The organism is Planococcus donghaensis (assembly GCF_001687665.2).
Lineage (GTDB): Bacteria > Bacillota > Bacilli > Bacillales_A > Planococcaceae > Planococcus > Planococcus donghaensis.
In genome coordinates, this window is the sequence record NZ_CP016543.2 from 264880 (window position 1) to 288029 (window position 23150).

26 protein-coding genes, 1 riboswitch and 1 other annotated feature are annotated in these 23150 nt (G+C 40.7%); of the genes, 15 read left to right on the plus strand and 11 right to left on the minus strand.

Annotated elements, in window-relative coordinates; all coding sequences use genetic code 11:
* Window position 1: 1 nt before the first annotated feature.
* From BCM40_RS01415 to BCM40_RS01425, 3 genes are all read left to right on the plus strand, one after another.
* Complete coding sequence (locus BCM40_RS01415; protein WP_065527486.1) at window positions 2-1741, plus strand: ABC transporter ATP-binding protein; 1740 nt, start codon at window positions 2-4, stop codon at window positions 1739-1741.
* A 49-nt stretch (window positions 1742-1790) separates the two neighbouring features.
* Window positions 1791-2546: a MerR family transcriptional regulator gene (locus BCM40_RS01420; protein WP_065527485.1), complete on the plus strand. Its 756-nt coding sequence runs from the start codon at window positions 1791-1793 to the stop codon at window positions 2544-2546.
* A gap of 642 nt (window positions 2547-3188) precedes the next feature.
* Entirely contained in the window at window positions 3189-4028 is an 840-nt protein-coding gene (locus BCM40_RS01425) for an endonuclease/exonuclease/phosphatase family protein (protein WP_065527484.1), read from the plus strand.
* Window positions 4029-4050: 22 nt separating this feature from the next.
* On the opposite strand, the gene BCM40_RS01430 is transcribed toward BCM40_RS01425, so the two are convergent.
* Both BCM40_RS01430 and queF read right to left on the minus strand, forming a co-directional pair.
* On the minus strand, window positions 4051-4701 hold the full coding sequence (locus BCM40_RS01430) for a queuosine precursor transporter (protein WP_065527483.1): 651 nt from the start codon (window positions 4699-4701) through the stop codon (window positions 4051-4053).
* Window positions 4702-4712: 11 nt separating this feature from the next.
* Entirely contained in the window at window positions 4713-5207 is a 495-nt protein-coding gene (queF, locus tag BCM40_RS01435; RefSeq protein ID WP_008428689.1) for a preQ(1) synthase, read from the minus strand.
* Between the two features lie 99 nt (window positions 5208-5306).
* A riboswitch (PreQ1 riboswitch) is annotated at window positions 5307-5354 on the minus strand.
* Between the two features lie 107 nt (window positions 5355-5461).
* On the opposite strand from queF, the gene BCM40_RS01440 reads away from it, so the two are divergent.
* The 4 genes from BCM40_RS01440 to BCM40_RS01455 all read left to right on the plus strand — a co-directional run bounded on the left by BCM40_RS01440 (window position 5462) and on the right by BCM40_RS01455 (window position 8939).
* Window positions 5462-6364: a cation diffusion facilitator family transporter gene (locus BCM40_RS01440; protein WP_065527482.1), complete on the plus strand. Its 903-nt coding sequence runs from the start codon at window positions 5462-5464 to the stop codon at window positions 6362-6364.
* A gap of 126 nt (window positions 6365-6490) precedes the next feature.
* Complete coding sequence (locus BCM40_RS01445) at window positions 6491-7426, plus strand: phosphotransferase family protein (protein ID WP_065527481.1); 936 nt, start codon at window positions 6491-6493, stop codon at window positions 7424-7426.
* Window positions 7427-7509: 83 nt separating this feature from the next.
* A complete protein-coding gene (locus tag BCM40_RS01450; RefSeq protein ID WP_065527480.1) occupies window positions 7510-8037 on the plus strand; it encodes a TraR/DksA C4-type zinc finger protein in 528 nt (175 codons plus the stop codon).
* A 503-nt stretch (window positions 8038-8540) separates the two neighbouring features.
* Window positions 8541-8939: a thiol-disulfide oxidoreductase DCC family protein gene (locus tag BCM40_RS01455; RefSeq protein ID WP_065527771.1), complete on the plus strand. Its 399-nt coding sequence runs from the start codon at window positions 8541-8543 to the stop codon at window positions 8937-8939.
* A gap of 64 nt (window positions 8940-9003) precedes the next feature.
* Here the strand turns inward: BCM40_RS01455 and BCM40_RS01460 are convergent, their stop codons facing one another.
* On the minus strand, window positions 9004-10197 hold the full coding sequence (locus tag BCM40_RS01460; RefSeq protein ID WP_065527479.1) for a DUF3238 domain-containing protein: 1194 nt from the start codon (window positions 10195-10197) through the stop codon (window positions 9004-9006).
* 142 nt (window positions 10198-10339) lie between these two features.
* Here BCM40_RS01460 and BCM40_RS01465 point away from each other — a divergent pair, with 142 nt between their 5' ends.
* Complete coding sequence (locus BCM40_RS01465; protein ID WP_065527478.1) at window positions 10340-11209, plus strand: STAS domain-containing protein; 870 nt, start codon at window positions 10340-10342, stop codon at window positions 11207-11209.
* A 128-nt stretch (window positions 11210-11337) separates the two neighbouring features.
* On the opposite strand, the gene BCM40_RS01470 is transcribed toward BCM40_RS01465, so the two are convergent.
* On the minus strand, window positions 11338-11838 hold the full coding sequence (locus tag BCM40_RS01470; protein ID WP_065527477.1) for a metallophosphoesterase family protein: 501 nt from the start codon (window positions 11836-11838) through the stop codon (window positions 11338-11340).
* 288 nt (window positions 11839-12126) lie between these two features.
* Here BCM40_RS01470 and BCM40_RS01475 point away from each other — a divergent pair, with 288 nt between their 5' ends.
* The 3 genes from BCM40_RS01475 (at window position 12127) to BCM40_RS01485 (ending at window position 13643) form a co-directional block, all read left to right on the plus strand.
* Entirely contained in the window at window positions 12127-12750 is a 624-nt protein-coding gene (locus BCM40_RS01475; RefSeq protein WP_065527476.1) for a cell wall hydrolase, read from the plus strand.
* Between the two features lie 103 nt (window positions 12751-12853).
* A complete protein-coding gene (locus tag BCM40_RS01480; protein ID WP_065527475.1) occupies window positions 12854-13201 on the plus strand; it encodes an ASCH domain-containing protein in 348 nt (115 codons plus the stop codon).
* 7 nt (window positions 13202-13208) lie between these two features.
* The gene (locus tag BCM40_RS01485; RefSeq protein WP_065527474.1) at window positions 13209-13643 is read left to right on the plus strand and encodes a hypothetical protein; all 435 of its coding nucleotides are present in this window, start codon (window positions 13209-13211) and stop codon (window positions 13641-13643) included.
* 37 nt (window positions 13644-13680) lie between these two features.
* Here BCM40_RS01485 and BCM40_RS01490 read toward each other — a convergent pair whose 3' ends face one another.
* Genes BCM40_RS01490 through BCM40_RS01500 form a run of 3 tightly spaced genes read right to left on the minus strand, consistent with a single transcriptional unit; the run spans window position 13681 to window position 16639 of the window.
* Window positions 13681-14487, minus strand: a complete 807-nt coding sequence (locus BCM40_RS01490) for a carbohydrate ABC transporter permease (protein WP_065527473.1) — start codon at window positions 14485-14487, stop codon at window positions 13681-13683.
* Window positions 14488-14505: 18 nt separating this feature from the next.
* Entirely contained in the window at window positions 14506-15381 is an 876-nt protein-coding gene (locus BCM40_RS01495) for a carbohydrate ABC transporter permease (RefSeq protein WP_065527472.1), read from the minus strand.
* 4 nt (window positions 15382-15385) lie between these two features.
* Entirely contained in the window at window positions 15386-16639 is a 1254-nt protein-coding gene (locus BCM40_RS01500; RefSeq protein ID WP_065527471.1) for an ABC transporter substrate-binding protein, read from the minus strand.
* A 214-nt stretch (window positions 16640-16853) separates the two neighbouring features.
* Window positions 16854-17063 (plus strand) — a binding site (T-box leader).
* Between the two features lie 98 nt (window positions 17064-17161).
* Here BCM40_RS01500 and trpE point away from each other — a divergent pair.
* Together trpE and BCM40_RS01510 are read left to right on the plus strand one after the other, a co-directional pair.
* Window positions 17162-18511, plus strand: coding sequence for an anthranilate synthase component I (gene trpE, locus BCM40_RS01505; RefSeq protein ID WP_065527470.1), 1350 nt, complete (start codon window positions 17162-17164; stop codon window positions 18509-18511).
* Window positions 18508-19101, plus strand: a complete 594-nt coding sequence (locus BCM40_RS01510; RefSeq protein WP_065527469.1) for an anthranilate synthase component II — start codon at window positions 18508-18510, stop codon at window positions 19099-19101. The genes trpE and BCM40_RS01510 overlap by 4 nt, the downstream gene beginning before the upstream one ends.
* A gap of 37 nt (window positions 19102-19138) precedes the next feature.
* On the opposite strand, the gene BCM40_RS01515 is transcribed toward BCM40_RS01510, so the two are convergent.
* Window positions 19139-19993 carry a dimethylarginine dimethylaminohydrolase family protein gene (locus BCM40_RS01515; protein WP_065527468.1) on the minus strand — a complete coding sequence of 285 codons (855 nt, stop codon included), beginning with the start codon at window positions 19991-19993 and terminating at the stop codon, window positions 19139-19141.
* Between the two features lie 140 nt (window positions 19994-20133).
* Here BCM40_RS01515 and BCM40_RS01520 point away from each other — a divergent pair, with 140 nt between their 5' ends.
* Complete coding sequence (locus BCM40_RS01520; protein WP_065527467.1) at window positions 20134-20577, plus strand: GNAT family N-acetyltransferase; 444 nt, start codon at window positions 20134-20136, stop codon at window positions 20575-20577.
* A gap of 31 nt (window positions 20578-20608) precedes the next feature.
* Here BCM40_RS01520 and BCM40_RS01525 read toward each other — a convergent pair whose 3' ends face one another.
* Window positions 20609-20992 carry a nucleotide excision repair endonuclease gene (locus BCM40_RS01525; protein ID WP_008428720.1) on the minus strand — a complete coding sequence of 128 codons (384 nt, stop codon included), beginning with the start codon at window positions 20990-20992 and terminating at the stop codon, window positions 20609-20611.
* Window positions 20993-21086: 94 nt separating this feature from the next.
* Window positions 21087-21734, minus strand: coding sequence for an SDR family oxidoreductase (locus tag BCM40_RS01530; RefSeq protein ID WP_065527466.1), 648 nt, complete (start codon window positions 21732-21734; stop codon window positions 21087-21089).
* A 131-nt stretch (window positions 21735-21865) separates the two neighbouring features.
* Here BCM40_RS01530 and BCM40_RS01535 point away from each other — a divergent pair, with 131 nt between their 5' ends.
* A complete protein-coding gene (locus tag BCM40_RS01535; protein WP_058386598.1) occupies window positions 21866-22147 on the plus strand; it encodes a DUF6509 family protein in 282 nt (93 codons plus the stop codon).
* 40 nt (window positions 22148-22187) lie between these two features.
* On the opposite strand, the gene BCM40_RS01540 is transcribed toward BCM40_RS01535, so the two are convergent.
* Entirely contained in the window at window positions 22188-22919 is a 732-nt protein-coding gene (locus tag BCM40_RS01540) for a SurA N-terminal domain-containing protein (RefSeq protein WP_065527465.1), read from the minus strand.
* Window positions 22920-23150 lie beyond the last annotated feature (231 nt).

The window sequence follows — 23150 nt, forward strand, 5'->3', positions numbered from 1 at the left end:
CATGAAAAAGAAAAACAACGAAATTGGTTTAAAGCCATTTTTGTCTTTGTTATTAACGTTGAAAATTCCAAAGCTGGCACTTGCGATTGGATTGATTGCTAGTTTAATCACGACACTTGTCGGCTTGGTCGTACCATTGCTGACAAAAAACTTAGTAGATGGGTTTTCGCTAGAGTCACTGAGTGTGCCGTTAATGATAGGAATTGCTGTTGCTTTTATTGTGCAAGCTGTGATTAATGGGGTGTCGATTTACTTGCTCAGCATGGTAGGACAGCGAGTCGTGGCGGGATTGAGAGAACGAATGTGGGCAAAGTTAATCCGATTGCGTGTAGGTTATTTTGATCAGCATTCAAGCGGAGAAACGGTCAGCCGCGTTGTAAACGATACTGGCATAGTGCGGAATTTGATCACCGATCATTTTCCTTCGTTTATTACCGGGATCATCTCGATTATTGGTGCAGTGATCATTTTAGTCGTTTTGGATTGGAAGATGACGCTCGTCATGATGATATCGGTGCCATTAACCATCGCCGTCATGTTCCCATTAGGGCGCAAAATGTCGAAAATCTCTCGAAATTTGCAAGACGAGACGGCCCATTTTACAGGGCACGTTCAACAAACTTTAGGTGAAATTCGGTTAATGAAATCTTCGACAGCGGAAGATACAGAAGAAACAAGAGGCGTTGAAGGCATTGATAAATTATTTAAGTTGGGCATGAAAGAAGCGAAAATTTATGCGTTGATTGCACCGCTTATGTATTTGGTCGTTATGGTGGTTATCGTGTCGATTATCGGCTATGGCGGAATTCGTGTTGCGAATGGCGAAATGTCGACTGGATCGCTCGTCGCTTTTTTGTTGTATTTATTCCAAATTATCGTTCCGATGGCGACATTTGCACGATTTTTTACAGAGCTTCAAAAAGCAAAAGGAGCGACAGAACGCATTATTGGCATTTTAGAATTGCCTCTTGAAGAAGCGGCAAAACAAACAGTTTTAGATATAGCTGGGAAAACTTTGAGTGTGAAAAATTTGAGTTTTTCGTACGATCAAGGAGAGCCTGTCCTACAAGACGTATCATTTAAAGCGCAACCCGGGGAAATGATTGCTTTTGCAGGGCCAAGCGGAGGCGGGAAAACGACCGTTTTTGGGTTGCTTGAACGATTTTATGAACCATCGTCAGGGGAGATTTTGATTGGCGACATGCCGATTCGAGACATCTCTATCGCTTCATGGCGAGATCAAATTGGTTATGTGTCACAAGAAAGTGCCATGATGGGCGGAACGATTCGGGAAAATTTAACGTATGGATTGCCAAACGCTGAGACCATTCATACTGAAGAGTTATGGCGCGTTACGCGTATGGCTTATGCTGAAGATTTTATTCGTGAATTTCCAGATGGACTGGACACGGAAGTTGGAGAACGTGGTGTCAAATTATCAGGTGGGCAGCGTCAACGAATTGCCATTGCGCGCGCCTTTTTACGAGATCCAAAAATTTTGATGATGGACGAAGCTACTGCGAGTTTGGATAGTCAGTCAGAAGGCATCGTCCAGCAAGCATTAAGTCGCTTAATGGAAGGACGCACCACTTTAGTTATCGCACACCGTTTATCAACCATTGTGGATGCGGACAAAATTGTCTTTATTGAAAAGGGGCGGGTGACCGGAGTCGGGACCCATCAAGAATTGATCGCGACGCATTCGCTTTATCGTGATTTTGCGGCGCAACAACTTACTTGACCTTAACGTAACGTAAAGGTGTAAGCTGAGCTTATCAGGAGGTGGCGAGATGGAATACACCGTGAACAAGCTTGCGAGACTATCTGGAATTAGCACACGAACGTTGCGTTACTACGATGAAATTGATTTGTTAAAGCCAGCACGTAAAAATTCTTCAGGCTACCGAATTTACGGTCAGTCCGAAGTGGATAAGCTGCAGCAAATTTTGTTTTACCGGGAACTAGGACTTGAACTTGAACAAATAAAGAGCATCGTCAATAATCCCGAATTCGATGGTTCGCAAGCTTTGGTTGAACACCGAGAAAAACTTCTCGCTAAGCGTGTGCAATTAGACCTCTTGATTAGCAATGTGGAAAAAACCATTTCCGCAAAAAAAGGAGCGAGCACGATGACAGACAACGAGAAATTTCAAGGTTTTAAGCAGAAGCTAGTCGACGACAACGAACAGCAGTATGGCAATGAAATCCGTGACAACTATGGTGACGAGCTAGTCGATCGATCCAATGCAAAAATGTTGAAGCTTAGTGAAGAAGACTATCAGGAATTTATGAAGCTCGAACAGCAAATTTTGAGTGCTTTAGTTGAAGCGATGGAAACGGGTGACCCAACGAGTGAAGCGGCACGGCAAACAGTCGATTTGCATCGTCAGTGGTTAAGTTTTACATGGTCGACATATAGTAAAGAAGCGCACCGGGGGTTAGCGGAAATGTATATAGCAGACGAACGATTTGCTGCGTACTATGACAAAGTCCAACCGGGTGCTGCACAATTTTTGCGAGATGCGATTGTAGCGTATACGTCGTAATTTCTTGATTAGGTAGGCAGTCCGATGTTTCGGACTGCCTTTTTTTATGGGGATTTTTGGTTGTGCGCGCGTAAATTGTGAGGAGCGCGCATATTTTTGGTTGTGCGCGCGTAAGTTTTGAGGAACGCGCATATTTTTGGTTGTGCGTGCGTAAGTTGTGAGAAGCGCGCATATTTTTTGGCTGCGCGCGCGTAAGTTGTGAGGAACGCGCATATTTTTGGTTGTGCGTGCGTAAGTTGTGAGGAGCGCGCATATTTTTTGGCTGCGCGCGCGTAAGTTGTGAGGAACTCGCGAATTTTTGGTTGTGCGTGCGTAAGTTGTGAGGAGCGCGCGAATTTTTGGTTGTGCGCGCGTAAATTGTGAGGACCGCGCATATTTTTGGTGGTGCGCGCGTAAATTGTGAGGAGCGCGGGAATTTTTCGACTACCGTGCATAAATTCTGAGGAACGCGCATATTCTCCGACCAACGTGCATAAGTTCGCCACACCGCGCATAAGACCCGAAATGCTACAGAAAAGCAGTGTTTACAAAGCTTTAACAATTGTTTACACGCGTGTCACGGCATCTTCATAAAGGCTTGTTATACTAAAGCCAATTAAGCAACTGCCAACGATTCGTTTTAGTCGAAAAGGAGAGGTTTGCATGAACGGGAAGAATAAGAAGTCACCAATTGTAAAAGTCATGTCGTTTAATATTGCTCATGGATTAGGGATGGACGGGATCGTGGATTTAGAGAAGACCGCGCAAGTGATTGAAGATTCGTGTGCGACCATCATCGCTTTGCAAGAAGTTGATCGTCACTTTTCAGTCCGCAGTTCGTTTGTGGACCAAGTAGGTTGGTTAAGTGAAAGACTAGGAATGTATGCAGCTTACGGGGCCAACATGGATGTGGCACCATTAGATTCCGAGCGTCCAAACCAACAATACGGTAATGTCATTTTAAGCAAATACCCAATCAAATACAGCGAAAATCATTTATTGAGCCAAGTGTATTGTCCTTTTGGAAATAATGAACAACGCGGCATATTGGAAACCGTCATCGAAGTGGATGGCAGTTATGTTAGTGTCTTTAACACGCATTTGGCACTTAAAGATGAAGAGTTAGAAGTAAGTGTCGACGAAATTTTAGCCATTACTGGAAAAAGCCATTTTCCGCGTATCATTGCAGGCGACTTTAATGCCCCTGCTTCAAATATCCATATCCAAAAGCTCAAGAGCCATTTTCGAGATGCATTTCTGAAAATGAAAAGAGGCGACGCTTATACCTACCCTTCGCCTTACGTAAACAAAGAAACGGGTGAGGTTTTCCGACCAGCCACACGCATCGACTATATTTTTGCAGATCCTTATTTAGATGTGATACAAGCAGCAGTCATCGAAACTGCCGTTTCCGATCATTTGCCGATAGCGGCGGATATGATTTTATCGGGTGCTAAAGTGGACGATCAAGTTTACACACGCAAAGCACGTGTAACTGTATAAAGAATTTAAAAAACCGGGAGCTCTAAAGAAGAGCTTCCGGTTTTTGGTATCCGTAAAGGTGTGGGTCTGTTTGTTGGCGTCTGCATAACTTCACAAGTAAATAAACAACAGGAGTGTCGGCAACTGCAACGATCCACTTAAAGATGTATTGCGTGACGATCATGCCAAGCAATACACTAGTTGGCATCGTGCCGTAAAAAGCGATGGTGATAAAAAGACTCGTATCCACTAATTGGCTTGCCATTGTCGAAGCATTATTGCGCAACCATAATCGAGAGTTGCCATGTTTATTTTTCAGCTTATGAAAAATCGTGACATCTAGGTTTTGGCTAATAAAATAAGACACAAGACTCGCTAAAGTTACGCGGAAGCCTGCAGAAAAGATGGTTTCAAATGATTCTTGGTTTGCGAAAAATGGGGCAGAAGGCAAATGAATCGCAAGAAAAATAAAAGCCAACGCACAAAGTTGTGTGATAAATCCAGCTGTCACGGTTTGGCGTGCGGCTTTTTTGCCGTACACTTCTGCGATGGTATCAGTAATCGGAAATGTAAAGACATAAACGATTACAGCGGCTGGTAACACTGCCCATTCCCCAATGCTAAATAATTTGACTGCTAAAATGTTCGAAAGGATTAAGAGACCGACAAATGCACCATTTAAGTAAAGTAACATGTGCAGACTCCTTATCGATTAGTAATCGTTTCAGGATTCAAGTCGTGGTTCATCATCCGATACGACGCCATTTCTTCGTATTTTGTTCCAGGTTTGCCGTAGTTTGTGTAAGGGTCGATTGAAAGGCCACCACGTGGTGTGAATTTCCCCCATACTTCGATGTAACGAGGGTCCATCAATTTGATTAAATCGTTCATAATGATATTAACGACATCTTCATGGAAATCTCCGTGGTTACGGAAGCTGAACAAATAAAGCTTGAGTGATTTGCTTTCTACTAATGTTTTATCAGGGATAAAGCTTAAGTAGATTGTCGCGAAATCAGGCTGTCCTGTTTGCGGGCAAAGTGAAGTAAATTCAGGGCAGTTAAACTTTACGAAATAATCGCGCGTGTGTAGGTTGTCAATTGGTTCTAACACGTCTGGATCGTATTCAAATTTATACTTCGTGTTCTGATTGCCTAGCAATGATAAATGATCGAGTGTATCTTCGTTTCTTCCTGCCATAATAAACGGCCTCCTTTTAGATGACCGACTGGGAAGAGGGCTATAAAAAAACGGACAAAAGAAAAAGCCAAATCGCATGTGGATTTGGCGGAGTTTCGACAATCCATAGTTTTTTATAGAGGGTGAAATGCTATGAACCTCTCCCGTTGCCGGGTTATTAATTTTTTTACTCACTTATCTTATAAGACTTACTATTCGTTGTCAATCGGACAAATTTGTTAAAATAACAGCATGGAGATAGAGGAGCGGATAGCATGAGTCACGATCACGATCATTTTGAAATGACGCGAAATAACAATCGAAAAGCATTAACGATTGCGCTGGCCATTACAGCTGGGATTATGCTGCTAGAGTTTTTCGGGGGGCTTTTCACCAATAGTTTAGCTTTAATCGCAGATAGTGGTCATATGCTGTCGGATACCGTATCGCTCGTACTTAGTTTGTCTGCAATTTGGTTTGCTGGAAAAGCAGTTTCTACTAAGAAAACGTATGGGTATTATCGTTTTGAAATTCTTACCGCTTTTATTAACGGCATTACATTGTTTATCATGGCGGGCTTTATTATTTATGAAGCCATTCAACGAGTATACGAGCCGTCGGAAGTTCAAGGGGGCTGGATGTTGGTCATTGCGGCAATTGGTCTTGTGGCCAACTTATTGAGTGCTTGGGTCTTGAATCGCGGAGCAGATGTGCATGGCAATTTGAATATGAAGAGTGCTTATATGCACATTATTGGGGATGCATTAGGTTCAGTCGGAGCGATAGTCGCCGGGTTATTAATTCTTCTATTTGACTGGACGATAGCCGATCCAATTATTTCTGTTGTCGTTGCGCTATTAATTTTGCGGAGTGCTTGGGGCATTCTTCAAAACAGTTTGCACATTTTAATGGAAGGAACGCCAAGAGACCTCGATTTGCAAGAAATAACAGCGCGTCTTCTCGAAATTGAGGGAGTCGTAGATGTTCATGACCTTCACGTTTGGACCATCACGTCTGGATTGGATCAATTTACGTGTCACATTGATGTGGAAGAGAACGTAGATGAACAACAAATTCTGCAACAAGCACTAAAGTTGGTACATGATATTTGTGACATTGAACATGCCACCATCCAAATTGAAAAACCAAACACTCATCACTCTTCTTTAAAGGTGTAAATTTGTTATAAAAAAGACTTTTATACAAAGAAAAACAGACGAATTTATGTTCTTTACGAATTGCTGGAACCTGCACTTTTTCATGGTAAACTAAAGCTAAAAGCTAGGCAGAAAGGAGCGGCAAGGATGGCAGGAAACAATGGGCATGCATTGCAGGAGCAAACGGTAGAGTGGATAAAAGCACAATTTGATGAACCTGTAGAAATTACGAACGTTCAGTCGCTGACAGGAGCAACTTCCTCAACTTTATTTGAATTGGTTGTTACCTCAAATGGTTTGGAACGTTCTTATGTGTTACGACTTTTTCATAAAAGGGATTGGCTACAGAAAGAACCTGATTTAGCAAAACATGAAGCCTTTAGTCTTCAATACGCAGAAAAAATGGGCCTTGCTGTTCCGCATTTAGTTGCTTATGACGCAACCGGTGAAGAAAGTGGCATACCTGCAGTGTTAATGTCGAAGATGCCTGGATCGGTCGTTCTTCAACCTTCGAATGATGAAGTATGGATAGATGAACTGGCATCTACTCTAGCCAAGTTGCATCAAACAAATGCAGAGGACTTTCCTTATGAATATTCTCCATATAATGACGTTTTTTTACTGGAAAAACCGACATGGTCGAAAGTTCAGAACGAGTGGATGCGCGCTTTCTATATTGTTTCTGGTAGCCGTCCGGCTTTTCGAGAATGTTTGATTCACCGCGACTTTCATCCAGCTAATGTGCTATGGGAAAATCGCCAAGTGACTGCCATCGTCGATTGGGTCAATGCTTGCCGTGGCCCCGCAGGAATTGACGTTGGACATTGTCGCGTAAACTTAGCGCAAATGTACGGAATTTCTGTCGCCAATGATTTTTTGGCGGCTTATGAACGTCATGCAGGGAGTGATTTTACGTACGATCCTTATTGGGATCTTGTTTCGCTAACAGATATTTTAGATGGCTCACCCACTGTTTATCCAGGCTGGAAAGCTTTTGGCATGAAAGGCTTATCTAACGAGTTAGTACGTCACCGATTAGACGATTATTTATTGAGTTTACTGGATCGATTCGATGATTATTAAGCTAGCTCAGTAGATTTCTAGGTTTGATTTCTCCGATAAAGGCAATATACAACAATAAGTGAGTTTTTTGAGGAGGAAATCAAATGACAGATAACCAATTACATCAATTAAAAAAACAACTAGAAGAACAAGTAGCATCATTAGAAGAACGAGTTGAGCAAACAGAAGAGTTTGAGTCAACTGAGCTTTCCCATTATGATAATCATCCAGGTGATAATGCTACCGAGTTATACGACCAAGAACGTGACTTAGCGATGGAGCAATTTAAAGAAGGCGAACTGGAAAAAACAAAAGCAGCACTGGCTGCAATTGAAGAAGGTACTTATGGAAAGTGTGCAGTTTGCGGTAAGGATATTCCATTCGAACGGTTGGAAGCATTGCCAACAGCGCTTACATGCATCGACCATGCCGACCAAGAACCTGATTTGGAAAGCCGCCCAGCAGAAGAAGATGTTTTGCAAGCTTCTACAAAACAGCCTGTTGAAAAAGAAGACGGAGCTATTCGTGATTACGAGGATAGCTTTGAAGATGTAGAAGATTTCGGCTCATCAGATACGCCGCAAGATCAGCCAAACGAAGATCCACAAAAATTTTTTAAAGACGAAAACTAATAGTAAATCCCCTTCTGCCTATGGGCATGAAGGGGATTTGAGCATTAATCGTATTTCCCGGGAAATATGAGCAGAGGAGAATGCGCATGAGTACGTTAGAAAAAGAGATATATGCCTTAGAATGCAGTCATTTAAAGCCAGATGTCCGAGTTTCTGCCGAAAAACTGGGAGATGTATTGGACGCTGAATTTTTTGAGTTTGGCAGTTCGGGTGGCGTATTCAAAAGAGTAGATTACAATGGCGATCATCCACTAAATCCAGATCCAATGGAAATCAATTTTTTCACTGTGCATGAATTAGGACCAACCGCTGTTTTGACGACTTACCAAGTACATAATCACAAAACAGGAAGACTAACGAATCGAAGTTCAGTATGGAAAAAAGATCTAATGGATGGAAGTTATTTTTTCATCAAGGAACGGTTTCGAACGGAGACGTGTTTGAATAAGCGCTTAAGAGGCTATTCACATAACAGTACTATTATTGGCGAAGGAGGAAACGATATGGAACACGCCATCGTATTATTTGATGGAGATTGTAATTTTTGTGATTCGAGCGTTCAATTTATCATAAATCATGATCCGGCAGGTTATTATCAGTTTGCTTCACTGCAAAGTGAAATTGGCCAAGAGCTCTCTAAAAAACACAATGTGCCGGATGATGTAGACAGTTTAGTATTGATAAAAGATGGTCAAGCTTATGTGAAATCTGAAGGGGCGCTAATGATTTCAAATCATTTAACGGGGCTTTGGAAATTGGCGCATTACTTAAAACCTTTTCCTCGCGCACTGCGAGACGGAGCGTATGACATCATTGCCAAAAATCGTTACAAAGTATTTGGTAAACTAGATAGCTGCATGTTGCCACCGCCTCATATTCGCAAACGATTTTTAGATAAGTAAATTCAAAAGCCCGAACCTGGGAATTGTTCAGTTCGGACTTTTTTGTGGCTAAAGCTATAAAGCATCAGCTGAAGTTCGATAGTCGCCAATACTTATTAGCGGTAGGTCCTGCCATATAAGACAAACCTTCACTTTCTGATTGGTGAATTTCTGTCCACTGATGATCTTCGCCATGTTTTAAATATACTTCATGGTTGGGTGATTGATCATGGACACCGAAAATCGTGTAAGTACCATCACGATAAAAATCAGCGGAAAGAGTATAGTCGATATTCGGTGAAGTGGTGAGTGGGTTTCCTACAGCATGTGTTAGGGCGATAGAAACCTTCTCATCGGACTCAGCCGTTTTTACCAATTCAACTTCTTCAGCTGAAGCGACATCTGCTTTACTGAATTTTTTTCGCCAATTGTACCCAATCGTCGGACCAACGTGTTTATCCCAAGCTATTGTTGGATCGTTCTCGTTAAATGATACAGAGAAATTGACGTGAGTTCGGTACTCGGGTGAATCTGGATCAAAGGCGCGATCATCTCCTTTAAAGTAATGAAAAGGTGAAAGGAGATTCGGGTTTTTTAACAAAGTCTCCGGTAAAAAAGTGTTATAACGGAAATGCCAAACAGGCAAAACCACAGACTTAGATTGATCGGATAATAAGGAATCTAAAGGAGCTATTTTCTGGGTGATCCAAAAATCTTCCGTTGCAGATTTTTCTTTAGAAGAGTCTTGCTGCAATGCGCCGAACACTTTATGAAGCGATAATTTTTTCTCGTTCCCTTTTTTGTCTTCTCGGGAAACTGGACGTTTGCCACGAATCCAATACGTGAGTGGTTGGTCACTTAATACCTCATCGTCTGTATACTGGTTTTTTTCAACAGATTCGATAAACTGACCGTTGCGATAAATATCGAATGTGGAAATGCCTTCAATTTTTCCCCACGCCAAAGAAATACGGCCTTCAGAAACGATGGTAGTTAATACGATTCCAGCAAGCACGTTGTCTTTAGTAGTTTTTCGGTTTTCTGTTCCTGTTTGCAACCGGATTTTGTCTACCCACTTTCCCGAACTATCTAATCGTTCGATAGTGTAAGTGTACAAATGGTCCTCTTGCAACCCTTCATCTTTAAAAAAGTTTTGAGTGCCGGTATAAACGACTTGTGTTCCGCGTTTGACTCGGCAAACAGCTTCTGTAGTTGACCATCTAAAATATATTAATGTATCAGATTGCTCTAATACGAGAATATCCAATCCACCTGTCATTTCTCCACCTCCGTATGCTATTGTTAGGCATATACCCTTTTTAAAAACAGGATGAACCTGTTCCTGTAATTTGTATGAAATTAATAATAATAAAAAATAATTCGAGTTTAAGCATAAAGGTCGGATAATTAGGAGGATTTCAATGGACAGTAAAAAATCAGTAAAGAATTTTGGTGATTTTGATGAAGCAGCTGCGTACATTTTACAGTTGTTAAGCAAACAAATCGGAATCAATTCTTTGTTTATCGCAAAAAATGACGGACACATAAACAATATTCTCAAAGTACATAATGCTGACAAAAAGCTAGTAGAAGAAGGCAGTTCGATGCCTCTAATTCAGTCATACTGTAGCTTAAGTATCAATCATGGTGCAGTTCCATTAATAATAGATGACGTTTCCAAAAATGAATTAACGCGCTCTATGGAGATTACGAAAAATTATGGCCAAGGCACGTTTGTTGGAGTGCCAGTTTACTATAGCGATAATACAGTTTACGGAACGATTTGTGGATTGGACGATCAATTCCATAAACTTTCCGAAGAAGACCTATACACGTTTGAAATGATGTCGACGTTACTGACCTATGTATTGGAACTCGAAAAAGCCAACCAGCAAATCCAAACATTGACGGCACCGATTGTACCGGTAACGAAAGGGGTAGCAATCGTGCCAGTGATTGGTGACATTACGGCTCCTCGAGCAGAAGTTATCATTAAACATGTACTTGAAAAATGTAGCAGTGAACCTATGGACTATTTGATTATCGATGTTTCTGGAGTCTTACAAATTAATGCTGTCGTTGGCGAATACTTGTTAAAGCTTGTCAGTATTTTAAAAGTGATTGGTGTGACGCCAGTTATTACGGGGATTCAACCTTTTATGGCATTAAAAGTTCCGCATTTTGCGGCAGCTTTAAAAGACGTCTTGATAGAAGCAAACCTTGAAGCAGCGTTAAAAAATCTTGGATTTGTACTCATAAAAAATGAAAAGAAAAACCAGACTTTCGTTTAGAAAGTCTGGTTTTAGTTTATCTAAAATTAATTTCATCCAAGTGGTCTACTTTTTATTTGGAGAAACGAATCGCTCTCGCTAGTGTGCGGTTCTCCTTTTTCAAGGTTAGAAGAGGATTCAATGTTTCACTAGCTTTCCTTATCAAAAAATACATGCTTGAGTTCCCACGTGTCACCGATTTCTAACAAGCCAAATGAAAATTGTGCTTGGCGGCGTTTATCGGTCGGAGAGCCTGGATTAAATAAGGTAACGCCATCAACTTCTCTCATTACCGGAATGTGAGAATGCCCAAAAACAATAATGTCTACATCGTCATCAACAAACGTATCATAAGCTTGTTGCTCAGTCGGTTTCCGATTGCTGTCTCCGTGAACTACGCCAATTTTTAAGTGGCCAAACGTTAAAATTTTCTTGCGGCCAAACTTATCTAGAATATCCCACGGATCGACATTGCCAGTAACGCCATCAATATCTGCATATGCGGCAAGTTCATGATAAACATCCATCGTTTGCCAATCCCCCGCATGAATGATGAAATCTGCTTTTTCACATGCATCTACTAGTTGTTTCGGTAATTTTTTAGCACGGAATGGAATATGGGTATCTGAAACAATCACAATGTTCTTCATCTAAACGCCTCCCGTCAGTTTCTTTCACTTTACCAAATAAATACCTTGAGGTCGAAATCTAACTGTAGTTCTCTTTAATAAGCTATAAAATCTTTCGTTTTTGTGAGTGAAAAGGCCCGTGATTCACTAGAATAAAAACCGAATCTTTCTCAAAATATCAATAATGTGTTGAAACTAAGTATATTTCTACAACATTAAAGTAGTTATGATGGATTGAATTCGTATAATTCCAATTATATACTGTTAATAAGAAATATTGTTGATTCTTGGAAAAGAAGGGAAGAGAGTATGAAAAAGTTAAAAGTTTTGATCTTTGCTTTATTTACAATGGTGTTTCTAGGTTTTTCTCAAACCTCTGCTGAAGCGCATGCCCCAAATTTACATATCGGTGTTTCTGGAGATGGTGTAAAAGAACTTCAAACTAAACTAAAAAAATTAGGTTATTTTAACACCTCTGCTACCGGCTATTATGGACCTATAACTCAAAATGCAGTAATCGAATTTCAGCGGGACTTTAATGTAGCTGCTACGGGTTTCACGGGCCCGTTAACACGTGCTCGACTTGCAGAAGTTGATATGATGGCACATGTAGTAAATGGGGAAGCGCGAGGAGAAAGCTATACCGGACAAGTAGCAGTAGCGGCTGTCATTTTGAACCGTATTGATTCGGCTAAATTCCCAAATAGTACGTACAATGTCATTTTTCAGCGCAATGCATTTACGGCTGTAAATGACGGACAATACAATTACGAACCAAATGCTTCGGCCTATCAAGCTGTAAGGGCTGCTGTGAAAGGGTCAGATCCTTCACTAGGAGCAACTTATTACTATAATCCAAGAGGCGTTACAGATACATGGATTTTCTCACGTACAACGATTACCAAAATCGGCAAGCACGTATTTGCCAAATAAACGCCAAAATCGCTCTGTATAAACAGAGCGATTTTTATATGGGGTGAATAAGCGTATCGAAAAGGCTATACTGAATTAGCAACTAACGAGAGGTGGAATACAAATGACTGAAACAAATGCGCAGCAATTGGCGCCTAAAACATGCAGCATTGAAAGACTGGTAACGAATAAGCAAGACGTAGAAAGAGTGTTGCTCGGTAAAAAAGTAGCCACGCGTCGAAATGGTCGTTATGCAGATGTTGGAGAAATAATGGTGCTTGAAGATAAAAAATTTTTGGTAGACCGTGTATACCAACAAACTCTTGGAGAGTTAACGGATGAAATCGTAGCAGGAGAAGGATACGCGACTGTTGAGGAATATAAGCAAGCGATTTTGTCTACTCATGCAGGTATGCCTTGGTTGCCACAGATGACTGTCTGGGTTCACGAATTTCATTTAACGGAAGAGTAAGTACGAAATGTACACACTCATTTTGTTTGCTCATATTTTAAGTGCGGTTTTATCGATTGGTCCGTTTTTTGTGCTACTTCCTTTAGTCAAGCGAATGGAGACCGCTGCGGGGGATGTTCTCCTGTCACATATTATCACGTTTAAATCGGCAACTCGCCTTGTGAAACATGCGGGACATGTATTAGTCACAACGGGTGTTTTGTTGATTTGGCAAGGCCCGTGGGGGTGGGGAACTTCGTGGATACTAGGCACGATTGGCGTTATGGTGGCTTCCGTGTTTTTCCTAGCACGTGCATTTACACCCACTCTCCGTAAGTTTAATGACGAAAAATTTGATCAGCTAACATTGGTTAAAAAGTTAAATCGCTCTTTATGGATTTATATTTTTTTATTAATGTTGATGATGTGGTTTATGGTAGATAAGCCAATGTTATGGCAATAAAAAAGACGACATCGCTCTAGTTGAGCGATGTCGCTTTTTATTTTATTGCCCCAGCCGTCATACCAGCGACAAAATAGCGTTGTAAGAAAACATAAGCAATAACCATAGGTGCCGAAGCAATAATCACCCCTGTAAAGAGCATTGGGTAATTTGTGGAGTACTCGCCTTGGAATTCTAACAAAGCAAGCGGTAAGGTTTTGTATGCATTATCTGTAATAAACAGTAACGGATACAACAAATCATTCCAATGCATCACAAATAAAAAAATGGCTGTTGCCGATAAAGAAGGCAATGACAGCGGAATCGCTACTTTTGTGTAGATTTTCCAATTTCCTGCACCGTCAATTGTGGAAGCCTCAAATAACTCTTTCGGCAAAGTTTTCATAAAGCCCGTTAAAATGAAAACAGCAATTGGTAAAGTTGTAGCGATGTTTACAAGAATGAGGCCTAACAAACTATTAGTTAAATTTAAATCCAGCATGAGTGAATAAAGGGGCACCATGCTAACTTGTGCAGGAACCATCATGCCAAGCGTAAATAAAATAAATATTAGATTGCCGATCCAATTGTTGAGTCGCGTAATGCCGTAACCAATTAGCGATGCAAAGAATAATGTCAACGACACGGAGAACAATGTCACAATGACGCTGTTTAAAAAATAACCAGCCATTGTTTGTTCTTGAAAAATGGAGGAGTAATTTTCAAATTGAAATCCCGATTCTGGCCAACCAAGAGGATTTCTAAACGTTTCTTGAATGGTCTTTAAAGACGTTAAGACAACAATTAATAAAGGAATCAAAATTAGCAAGGCATAAATAATGAGTGAAAATCTTCGGAAGAACAACCCGTTTTTCCTCCTCTCTTAATACGAAATACGATTAGAGCGTAAAACCTTGAACTGCAGGTAAGTAATAATCGCAATAATCACCATGAAAATAACTGAAATCGCACTAGCATAGCCAAATTGATAGCTTCTAAAGGCGATATCAAAAATATAAGTGGCGACAATTTCTGTTGAATTATTTGGGCCGCCACCTGTCATCGCGAACACTAGATCAAATGCTTTGAAAGACTGGATGGTTGTATACGCAACAACGATGGTAGCAGAAGGTGCGAGTAGCGGCCACGTCACATTGCGAAACGTTTGCCATTTCGAAGCACCTTCAATTTTCGCCACTTCGTAAAGTTCTTCTGGAATGGCTTGCAAGCCAGCAACAAAAATAATCAGCATTTGTCCCGCGTGGAACCATATTTGTGTAACGGCTAAAGAGTAAATCGCAATATTTGCGTTGCCGAGCCAGTTTTGTGCTAAAAATTCCAACCCGATTAACTCTAATAGCTGATTTAATATACCGAGAGAAGGGTCGTAAATAAACGACCATATAAAAGCGACTGAGACAGACGATAAAATGGTCGGGAAAAAGTAAAGTGCCCGTAAGAAAATAGTCGTCTTTGTATTTTTCAAAACGATTAACGCAAAAGCTAAGGCGACAAGCGTTTGAAATACCACAACAACTAACATGAATTTCAAGTTGTTGCCAATCGTTTTCCGGAAAACAGTATCTCCTGTAAAGGCACGTTCATAATTTTCAACCCCAACAAACTGAAAGCTCGAACTTAAGCCGTCCCAATCTGTAAACGAATAAAACAATGCGCTAATCGTCGGATACACAAAGAAAATCGCATATAAAAAAAGCCCCGGTAAAAAGAATAAGTAAATTGATTTCGAAGTTTTCATGCTGTTAATCCCTATTTTCGTCTACAATCTGTTGCGCTTCTTTTGCAGCTTCCATTGGCTCTGCTCCACCGAGAACGTTTTCAATAGAACTTAAAACAGCAGCTTCAATTTGAGCATTCGTAATCAAGAATCGGGGCTGGAAACGTGTTTTTCTTTCGTCAATCCAATAAGCTGTATTTTGCAACACTTCAGATTCATATTCAACATCATTAATCGTTAAATGTTGACCTGTTTCATTAGCATATTGTGAGGCGATTTCAGGCTGGCTAAGAAAAGCGATAAATTCTTTTGCTTGTTCTTTTTTCTCTGATTTGCTATTAACCGCAAGCATGAAAGTCGCTGTGTTAATGCCCTCGTACATCGCTTCGCTTTCTTCTACTGTAATTGGCGCCATCAAATCAAGTTCGAGGTCAGGGTTTAAGTCAAGTAAAGCTGACATATGATAAGAACCCGTTGCTAGCATGGCAGCTTCTTCGTTAGCGACCATCGCCATTGCCGAATCTTGTGAAGTGCCTAGTGCATCTTTTTGAATATAAGACTTTTGTTCAAGTAGCTGGAAATCTTCTAAAGTTTTCACCCACCACTCATTTGTTAAAGATTCTTCACCATTTTGAAGTTTTTCGAAAACATCTTCATCAGGTGCATTATTCATCATCATACTGTTCATAAATTGGTTCGGGCCAATATCTGCACCCGGAAAGGCAATTGGAGTAATATCATTTTCTAAAAGAGTATCAGCCATTGTTTGAAATTCACTCCAGCTTTTTGGAACTTCAAGACCAAGCTCTTCAAACATGCCTTTGTTGTAAACGGGCATATTGAAGACCAATTGATAAGGTAACGCTAGCTGAGCCCCATCTTTTTGACCAACACTAATCAATTCTTCATCAAAATTGGAAACAAAATCTTCTCCGCTTAAATCTTCAAACAACCCAGCGCTAGCAATTGCTTCGAACTGAGCTCCTGGGAAGGAGGTGAAGACGTCACCTGTTGAACCATCTTGCAACAGACGTTGACCGGTAGCTTGATATTGTTCAGATGGATAAATGGTCATTTCTACGGAAACAGCAGGGTTTTCTTCTTCGAATTGAGCAATAAGATCATCTAATACTGCTTTATCCTCGCCGCGCCAATGGATAAAACTAATTTTCGTGCGATCTTCCTCTCCTTCAGTACCCGAATTGCTTTCACCTGCACAGCCTGTGAGAAATAGCGCTCCAGATAAAAATCCGGAAGTTAGAAGTAAAGAACGTTTCATTGATATTTCTCCTCCTTCATAATTGGAAATTAAATAACACTTACTCTATTTATACATGATTCTGAATAGAAATAACAGAATTATCTAAAATCATTGAATATAGTTGACAAATCCCTTTGGATTTAATAAGATGAGCACAACCTTTTTGTACGGATTGCGGTAGAAGGGGTCGGGAGCGACGTCGCCGAATTCTAGTTGAGAAGAGCATAGTAGAGCCAAATCGATGAATAAGAAAAGTAGCGCAGATTAACCTCTCAAAGAGAGCCAGTGGCAGGTGGAAACTGGTGGGGTGTCTGAGTGAATGGACTTATGAGTGATTCTTTGAACAGTAGTAGAAGAGTCCGTTTCCCTACGTTATCGGGGGTAGAGTGAAAGCTGTAAGAGCTTTAACATGAGGTGGTACCACGGTCAATCCGTCCTCTGCAAGGAACAATTCTGTTTCTTGCAGGGGACTTTTTTGTTTATAACAGGTAAGAAAAATGCACGAGTAACGGCGTTTTTCAGAAATGGAGATGAGTTGAGATGAGTAAAGAAATGAAGACGAGAAAAATTGATGGGGATTCGTTAACACCTATTGCGGTGTTTAATCGATTAGCAGGAGAACGCAAATGCTTGCTTGAAAGTTCATTAAAGACGAGTGTAACAGGTCGTTATTCGTTTATCGGAGCAAATCCGACAGTGGGTTATATCGGCCACGGACAACAATTGCGAGAACTTAATTTTCGGACAGGTACTGAAACCTTACATGAAGGAAAACCATTAGAGCTCATCAAAAAGTTAATGCCGCGCTATGATGCGGAAATAGAGGGGCTACCTTTTACAGGTGGAGCTCTAGGTTACATTGGGTACGATGCGATTCAAGTTTACGAACCTGTTAAAGCACCAAAAGAAGATAGCCTTCAAATGCCGGATATTCATCTGCAGATTTACGAGACGATTGTAGTATTTGATCATGTGAAAAATGATGTGACCATTTTGTCATTTGAGGATAAGCTAGATGAAATTGAGCAGCAATTAGCTGTTCCAGAAAAGTCAGTGACAACAGACCAACAATCGCTGCAATTCAATTCCAAAACAAGTGATTCTTTTTTCCGCAAACAAGTAGAGCAAGCAAAAGACCACATTCGTAAAGGTGATGTGTTCCAATTGGTTTTGTCGCAGCGTTTGTCTGCAAGTTACAAAGGAGATGCTTTTACGCTGTATCGTAAATTACGCAAGCAAAATCCGTCGCCTTATCAATTTTTCATTGATTTTGATGGCTATGCAGTAGTTGGGGCTTCGCCAGAAAGTTTGTTGACGATACGTGACAGTCATATGATTACCAATCCGATTGCAGGCACGCGCAAACGTGGAAAAACGGAAAATGAAGACAATCGTTTGGCAGAAGAATTGGCTGGTGATGAAAAAGAACAGGCTGAGCATAAAATGCTTGTCGATCTCAGTCGTAATGATGTCGGACGCGTTGCTCAAATTGGGACGGTAGATGTACCAAAGTATATGGTCATTGAAAAGTATCAACATGTCATGCACCTAGTGTCGGAAGTAACAGGAGAACTAGACCCGAAAATGCATCCACTAGACGCATTGGTATCATGTTTACCTGCTGGAACAGTTTCAGGAGCACCTAAAGTTCGTGCTATGCAATTGATACAAGAGTTTGAAGAAGAACGAAGAGGTGTTTACGGTGGGGCAATTGGTTATTTAGGGTTTAATGGCAACCTTGATGTAGCCCTCGCCATTCGGACTTTTGTTGTGAAAGATGGGATGGTTCACGTTCAAGCAGGAGCGGGTATTGTGTTTGACTCGGACCCTCAAGCAGAGTACGAAGAAACGCTTCATAAAGCGCGTTCACTTACGGAGGTGTTCGGATGATTTTATTAATCGATCACTATGACTCATTTACGTATAATATTTATCAAGCGGTCGCAGCAATGGGTGTCGAAGTTGAAGTAGTGCGTTATGGTGTCTTGACGCTTGAAGAGATTAAAGAAAAAAATCCTCAAGCGATTATTCTTTCACCAGGACCAGGTCATCCGCGGGAATTGCCCGAATCGATTGAGCTAATTCAGAAATTACACAAGTCTGTTCCAATTTTGGGGATTTGCCTCGGCCAACAATTAATTGGCGCAGCATTCGGCGGGAACGTTGTCGAAGCACCGTTTATCCGTCACGGTAAAGTGTCGGATGTATCGCATAGTCATCAAGGGCTGTTTAAAAACATGCCTTTGCCGTTACCAGTCATGCGCTACCATTCGCTTGTGTTAGAACCAGAAACATTGGCGAGTTGTTTAGAAGTTCAGTCTAAAGCACTTGATGACGATACGATTATGGCGGTAAAGCATAAAGAATATCCGGTTTATGGGATTCAATTTCATCCGGAATCTATCGGTACGCCAGATGGTGTCGAATTGATGAAAGAATTTATCGTACAAAGTCGTCAAGAAGCAACGCAACAACGATAAAAAATAACCGTAAGCCAAAAGAGGCTTACGGTTATTTTTATGAACGAATTAATGGCATGGTGCAGCAACGGAATGCACCGCCAGATTTAATGATTTCAGAATAATCGACTTCGATGACGTGAAAACCACGAGCAGTCAAATGCTTATTCACTTGCACATTTTGTGGTTGGCTAAACACTTTACGATCGCCAATTGACAGTACGTTAGTACCTAATGCAAACTGTTCTTTTTCATTAACGCGTATTAACGTGTATCGTTCAGCGAGCATACGAATGGTAGCCTTATCAAGCGCTTCTGGGAAAATTAGTGCTTCAGTTGGAGATAAAATATTAAAGACACAATCCAAGTGCAAGTACTTCTCATTAAAAGCAATCGGAACAATTTCGAAATCGCGCAGCTCAGCTTGCAGTTTTTGAATGGCTTTTTTAGAAGTTCGACTACTAACTCCAACAAAGGCCGTATCCCGGTCAATGATGACGTCGCCCCCTTCAATTCGGTGGCCCGCTAATCGCTTGAAATTAATATGATAATTTTCCATCCACTTTTCGAGCTCTTGTTCTTCACCTTGGCGAATACCAGAAGCCATTTCACTAATGAATACCGTGTCGCCAATGGTAAAGCCAATGTCACGTGTGAAAACTTGTTCCGGATACTTCTCTGATGGCTCGATCAGATCTGTATGAACGCCGTTTTCGATTAATGCTTGAACAAATGTATTGTGTTGATCCAATGCTTTGTCTACATCAATATTTTCATCTTTGTATCTTTTTTGAACGTCATTGATGACGTCTTTTATTTCCATAAAGCGAGGGGGACATAACAAAACCCGTCGAAGCGGATCGTATTCACTTTGGCTGTGAGCAGATAAACTTTCTTTTGTCGTTGTAGCCATATTATTTCCTCCAAAAAACATAGTTGGTACTTTACTATTCCTTTTGAAAAGAGAATTAAAACATGATTGTTAATAGAAGATGCACAAAAACTGGAGAAAATGAGAGAATAAAGTGAGTTTAAAAAAGGAGGAATACCTTCATGGAAATTATTCAACAAAATGCGCCAGATGACCGTGAGTTTATACGGAAAAAAGTGATTGAACACAACATGGCTAATTTATCTGCAGAAGCCAAATCTCCAATTGAGCAAATGAATTTTATTGTGCGCAACGAGGAAGGGGAGATTGTAGGGGGGATTACGACTACAAGCTTCTGGAAAAGCTTACATATCGATTTTTTGTGGGTAGCTCCTTCAATGAGAGGTCAGCGCGTGGCAGAAAAGCTAATGGCTCAAGTGGAGGCTTATGCACACAGCAAAAAATACAGAGTAATGATTGTTGATACATTCAGTTTTCAAGCACCTGAATTTTATAAGAAGCAAGGTTTCATGGAATTTGGGCGAGTGAACGATCACCCAGAAGGACATAGCCATCATTATTTTGAAAAGTGGCTTGTTGATCCTACTGAGATTAAAAAGCACTAAAAAAAGGAAGCCCGCGGGCTTCCTTTTTTGACTATTCTTGGTCTTTGTAAAACACTTTGTCTACGTTGTATCTAGCTTTATGAGCGTTGATTAAATACGTTTCGTAGATTTCGCGTTCCATTGGATCTTCAACGAAAGAAACCGTAATGCGGTAAACTTCTTCACGGTGATTTTTCAATGGTGATACTGAATCTTCAAAATGCTTTTTCACACGTTGACGTAGTTTGCGGGCTTTTCCGACAAACAATAGCTCGCCGCTATGGTTGAAGAATTGAATAATGCCGCCTTTATCGCGTGGAATATCGTGCAAATCGATAAAGCCGAATAATGGTTTGATGACAGCTTCGTCACCTGTAATTTCTTGTTTGCGCTGTGTAATCGTCACATCAGCTTTTGGTGGTTGAATATTAATCATGCTTATCACGTCCTCTAGTTATCGTATTGCCTATTTTAACACAAAAAAGAGCGAAAATCCATTCGCTCTTTTTTACTGTAGATTCTAGTCGTTCCTACAAGGAATTTAGTTGATCGCTGGCTGGTTGATCACCTTGCAGCACTTCAAATACTTTATGGTACGTGTTGTTGCGATCGAGCACATCCACTAGAACATGGGCCACGTCTGCTCGTGGAATAGATCTGCCTTCTAAAGAACTAAAGCCGTCAAGCGACACTTCAATCTTGCCAGACTTTTCTTCATCTGAAAGTGCGCCTGGGCGAACAATGGTATAGTCTAAATCGGTTGTTTTCAATAAATCATCTGCTGTGCGTTTAGCGACAAGGTATGGCTTCATCGCTTCGCCGCCGGCATCTGGGTTGTCTGATCCAACCGAACCTAGTTGTACAAAGCGTTTTACCCCTTTTTGTTGTGCATATTGTGCAGCTTTTACTGAACCCCATAAATCAATAGTAAGTGTTTTATCAGCGCCTGTTTTTGGACCAGATCCTGCTGCAAAAATCACAGCATCTACGCCTTCAAAAGCATCACTGAAATCTTGCTCTAAATCGCCTAAAACCACATTAGTAGCACCAAGCTCTTTTAGTTTATCTATTTGTTCTTCTTTACGAACCATCGCAGTTGCTTTGTGATTCGTTTCAGCTAATTCTTTGACAATGTTGCGGCCGACTTGACCGTTTGCTCCAATAACTAATACGTTCATTCGATTCCACTCCTTTAATTGTCTTCACTTTCTTTATGTTCCCGGTTATGAGGAGAGTAAACGTTTTATTTTGCCGTGTAACTGTCCAAACGGGGTGAGACAAGCTAGAATAGAAGAACGGAGGTGTTACAATGCAAATTACAGATTACGTATTTCACAAAATCAATGACCCGACGGGTATCATGGTGGGCGATCGCTATGAATTCTTGTTAAACGTTGAAGTGGACGAAGAAGATGAATTATATACGGAAGGCGGCTTAGAACTGCGTGTCATTATCGCGGCAGAAGAAGCTGGAGCCCGTATCGCACATTATAACTTTATCGATAAACAAACAAGAGGCGCGCTTGAATTTGGACTTGAAGACGAGGAAGAAGAAGAAATTCTTGCTTACTGTTCAGAAAAATTAGCGTAACCCAAAAACATCCTGCTTAACGCGAGCAGGATGTTTTGTTTTATATGTTGACTTCGATTTTGGCTGATTTTTTCAACTCTTCAATTTTGGCGAATACCGCATCTTGTGTTTTTTGTCCTACTAGCGACTGACGGATTGTTGGCTCCATTTTTTCTAGAGGTGGGGCTTCTGCTTCAGAAGATGCTACAAAGTCTTCATATGCTTTTTTGACTTCTTCGTCAGTTACTTTATCCACTTCGACTTCTTCTGCAACATATTGTTCATATACCAATTGTTCGCGTAGTTGCAATTCCATTTCTTCTAGTGTAAATCCGGTTTCGTTTAATGCGGCGTTCATTGCTTCTTCTGTTTCAAACTGTTCTTTCAATTCTGTTAGGCGTTCTTTAACTGTTGCATCATCAGCTTGATAGCCTTTTTCCTCTGCATCTTGCAAAATCACGTGATTGCCAACTAATACAGACAAAGCTTGTTCTTTTAGAAGTTCTGCACTTTCCGCGTCGGAAACCGATTGTCCTTGAGCAGCTAGTGTAGCTTCAAGCTGACGTGCCACACTATTATAAACTTTTCCTAAAATCTCTTCTCCATTTACGATAACCACAACCTCTTCTTTTTCGGGCAACTCAAGTGTATAGGCTGCAGGAGTTGTAGCGCCTGATTGCTTGGTTGTTTCAGGCTCGGATTTTTCTTTTGATGCTTTTTCATCATCAGTGCATGCACTTAGTGTTAGTAATAATAAGAACGGGACCAATGCGAATGTCATTTTCTTCATCATGTTAAAACTCCTCTATCGATCTATCTGTTTAACAGTTAATCACATTCCTTTCTCCGATACAAATAGTTGGAGATGCTTGTGCAAATAATGTTGCAATTCTGTATAATGAGATGAAACGTAATTCTCTATTGAATAACTCAAAAGCCAATTGAATTTAAAATGTTTTATGGCAATGGTATGATTGAAAAATACATAGATAACACTACATCACTTATACTTTTGGAGGAATCC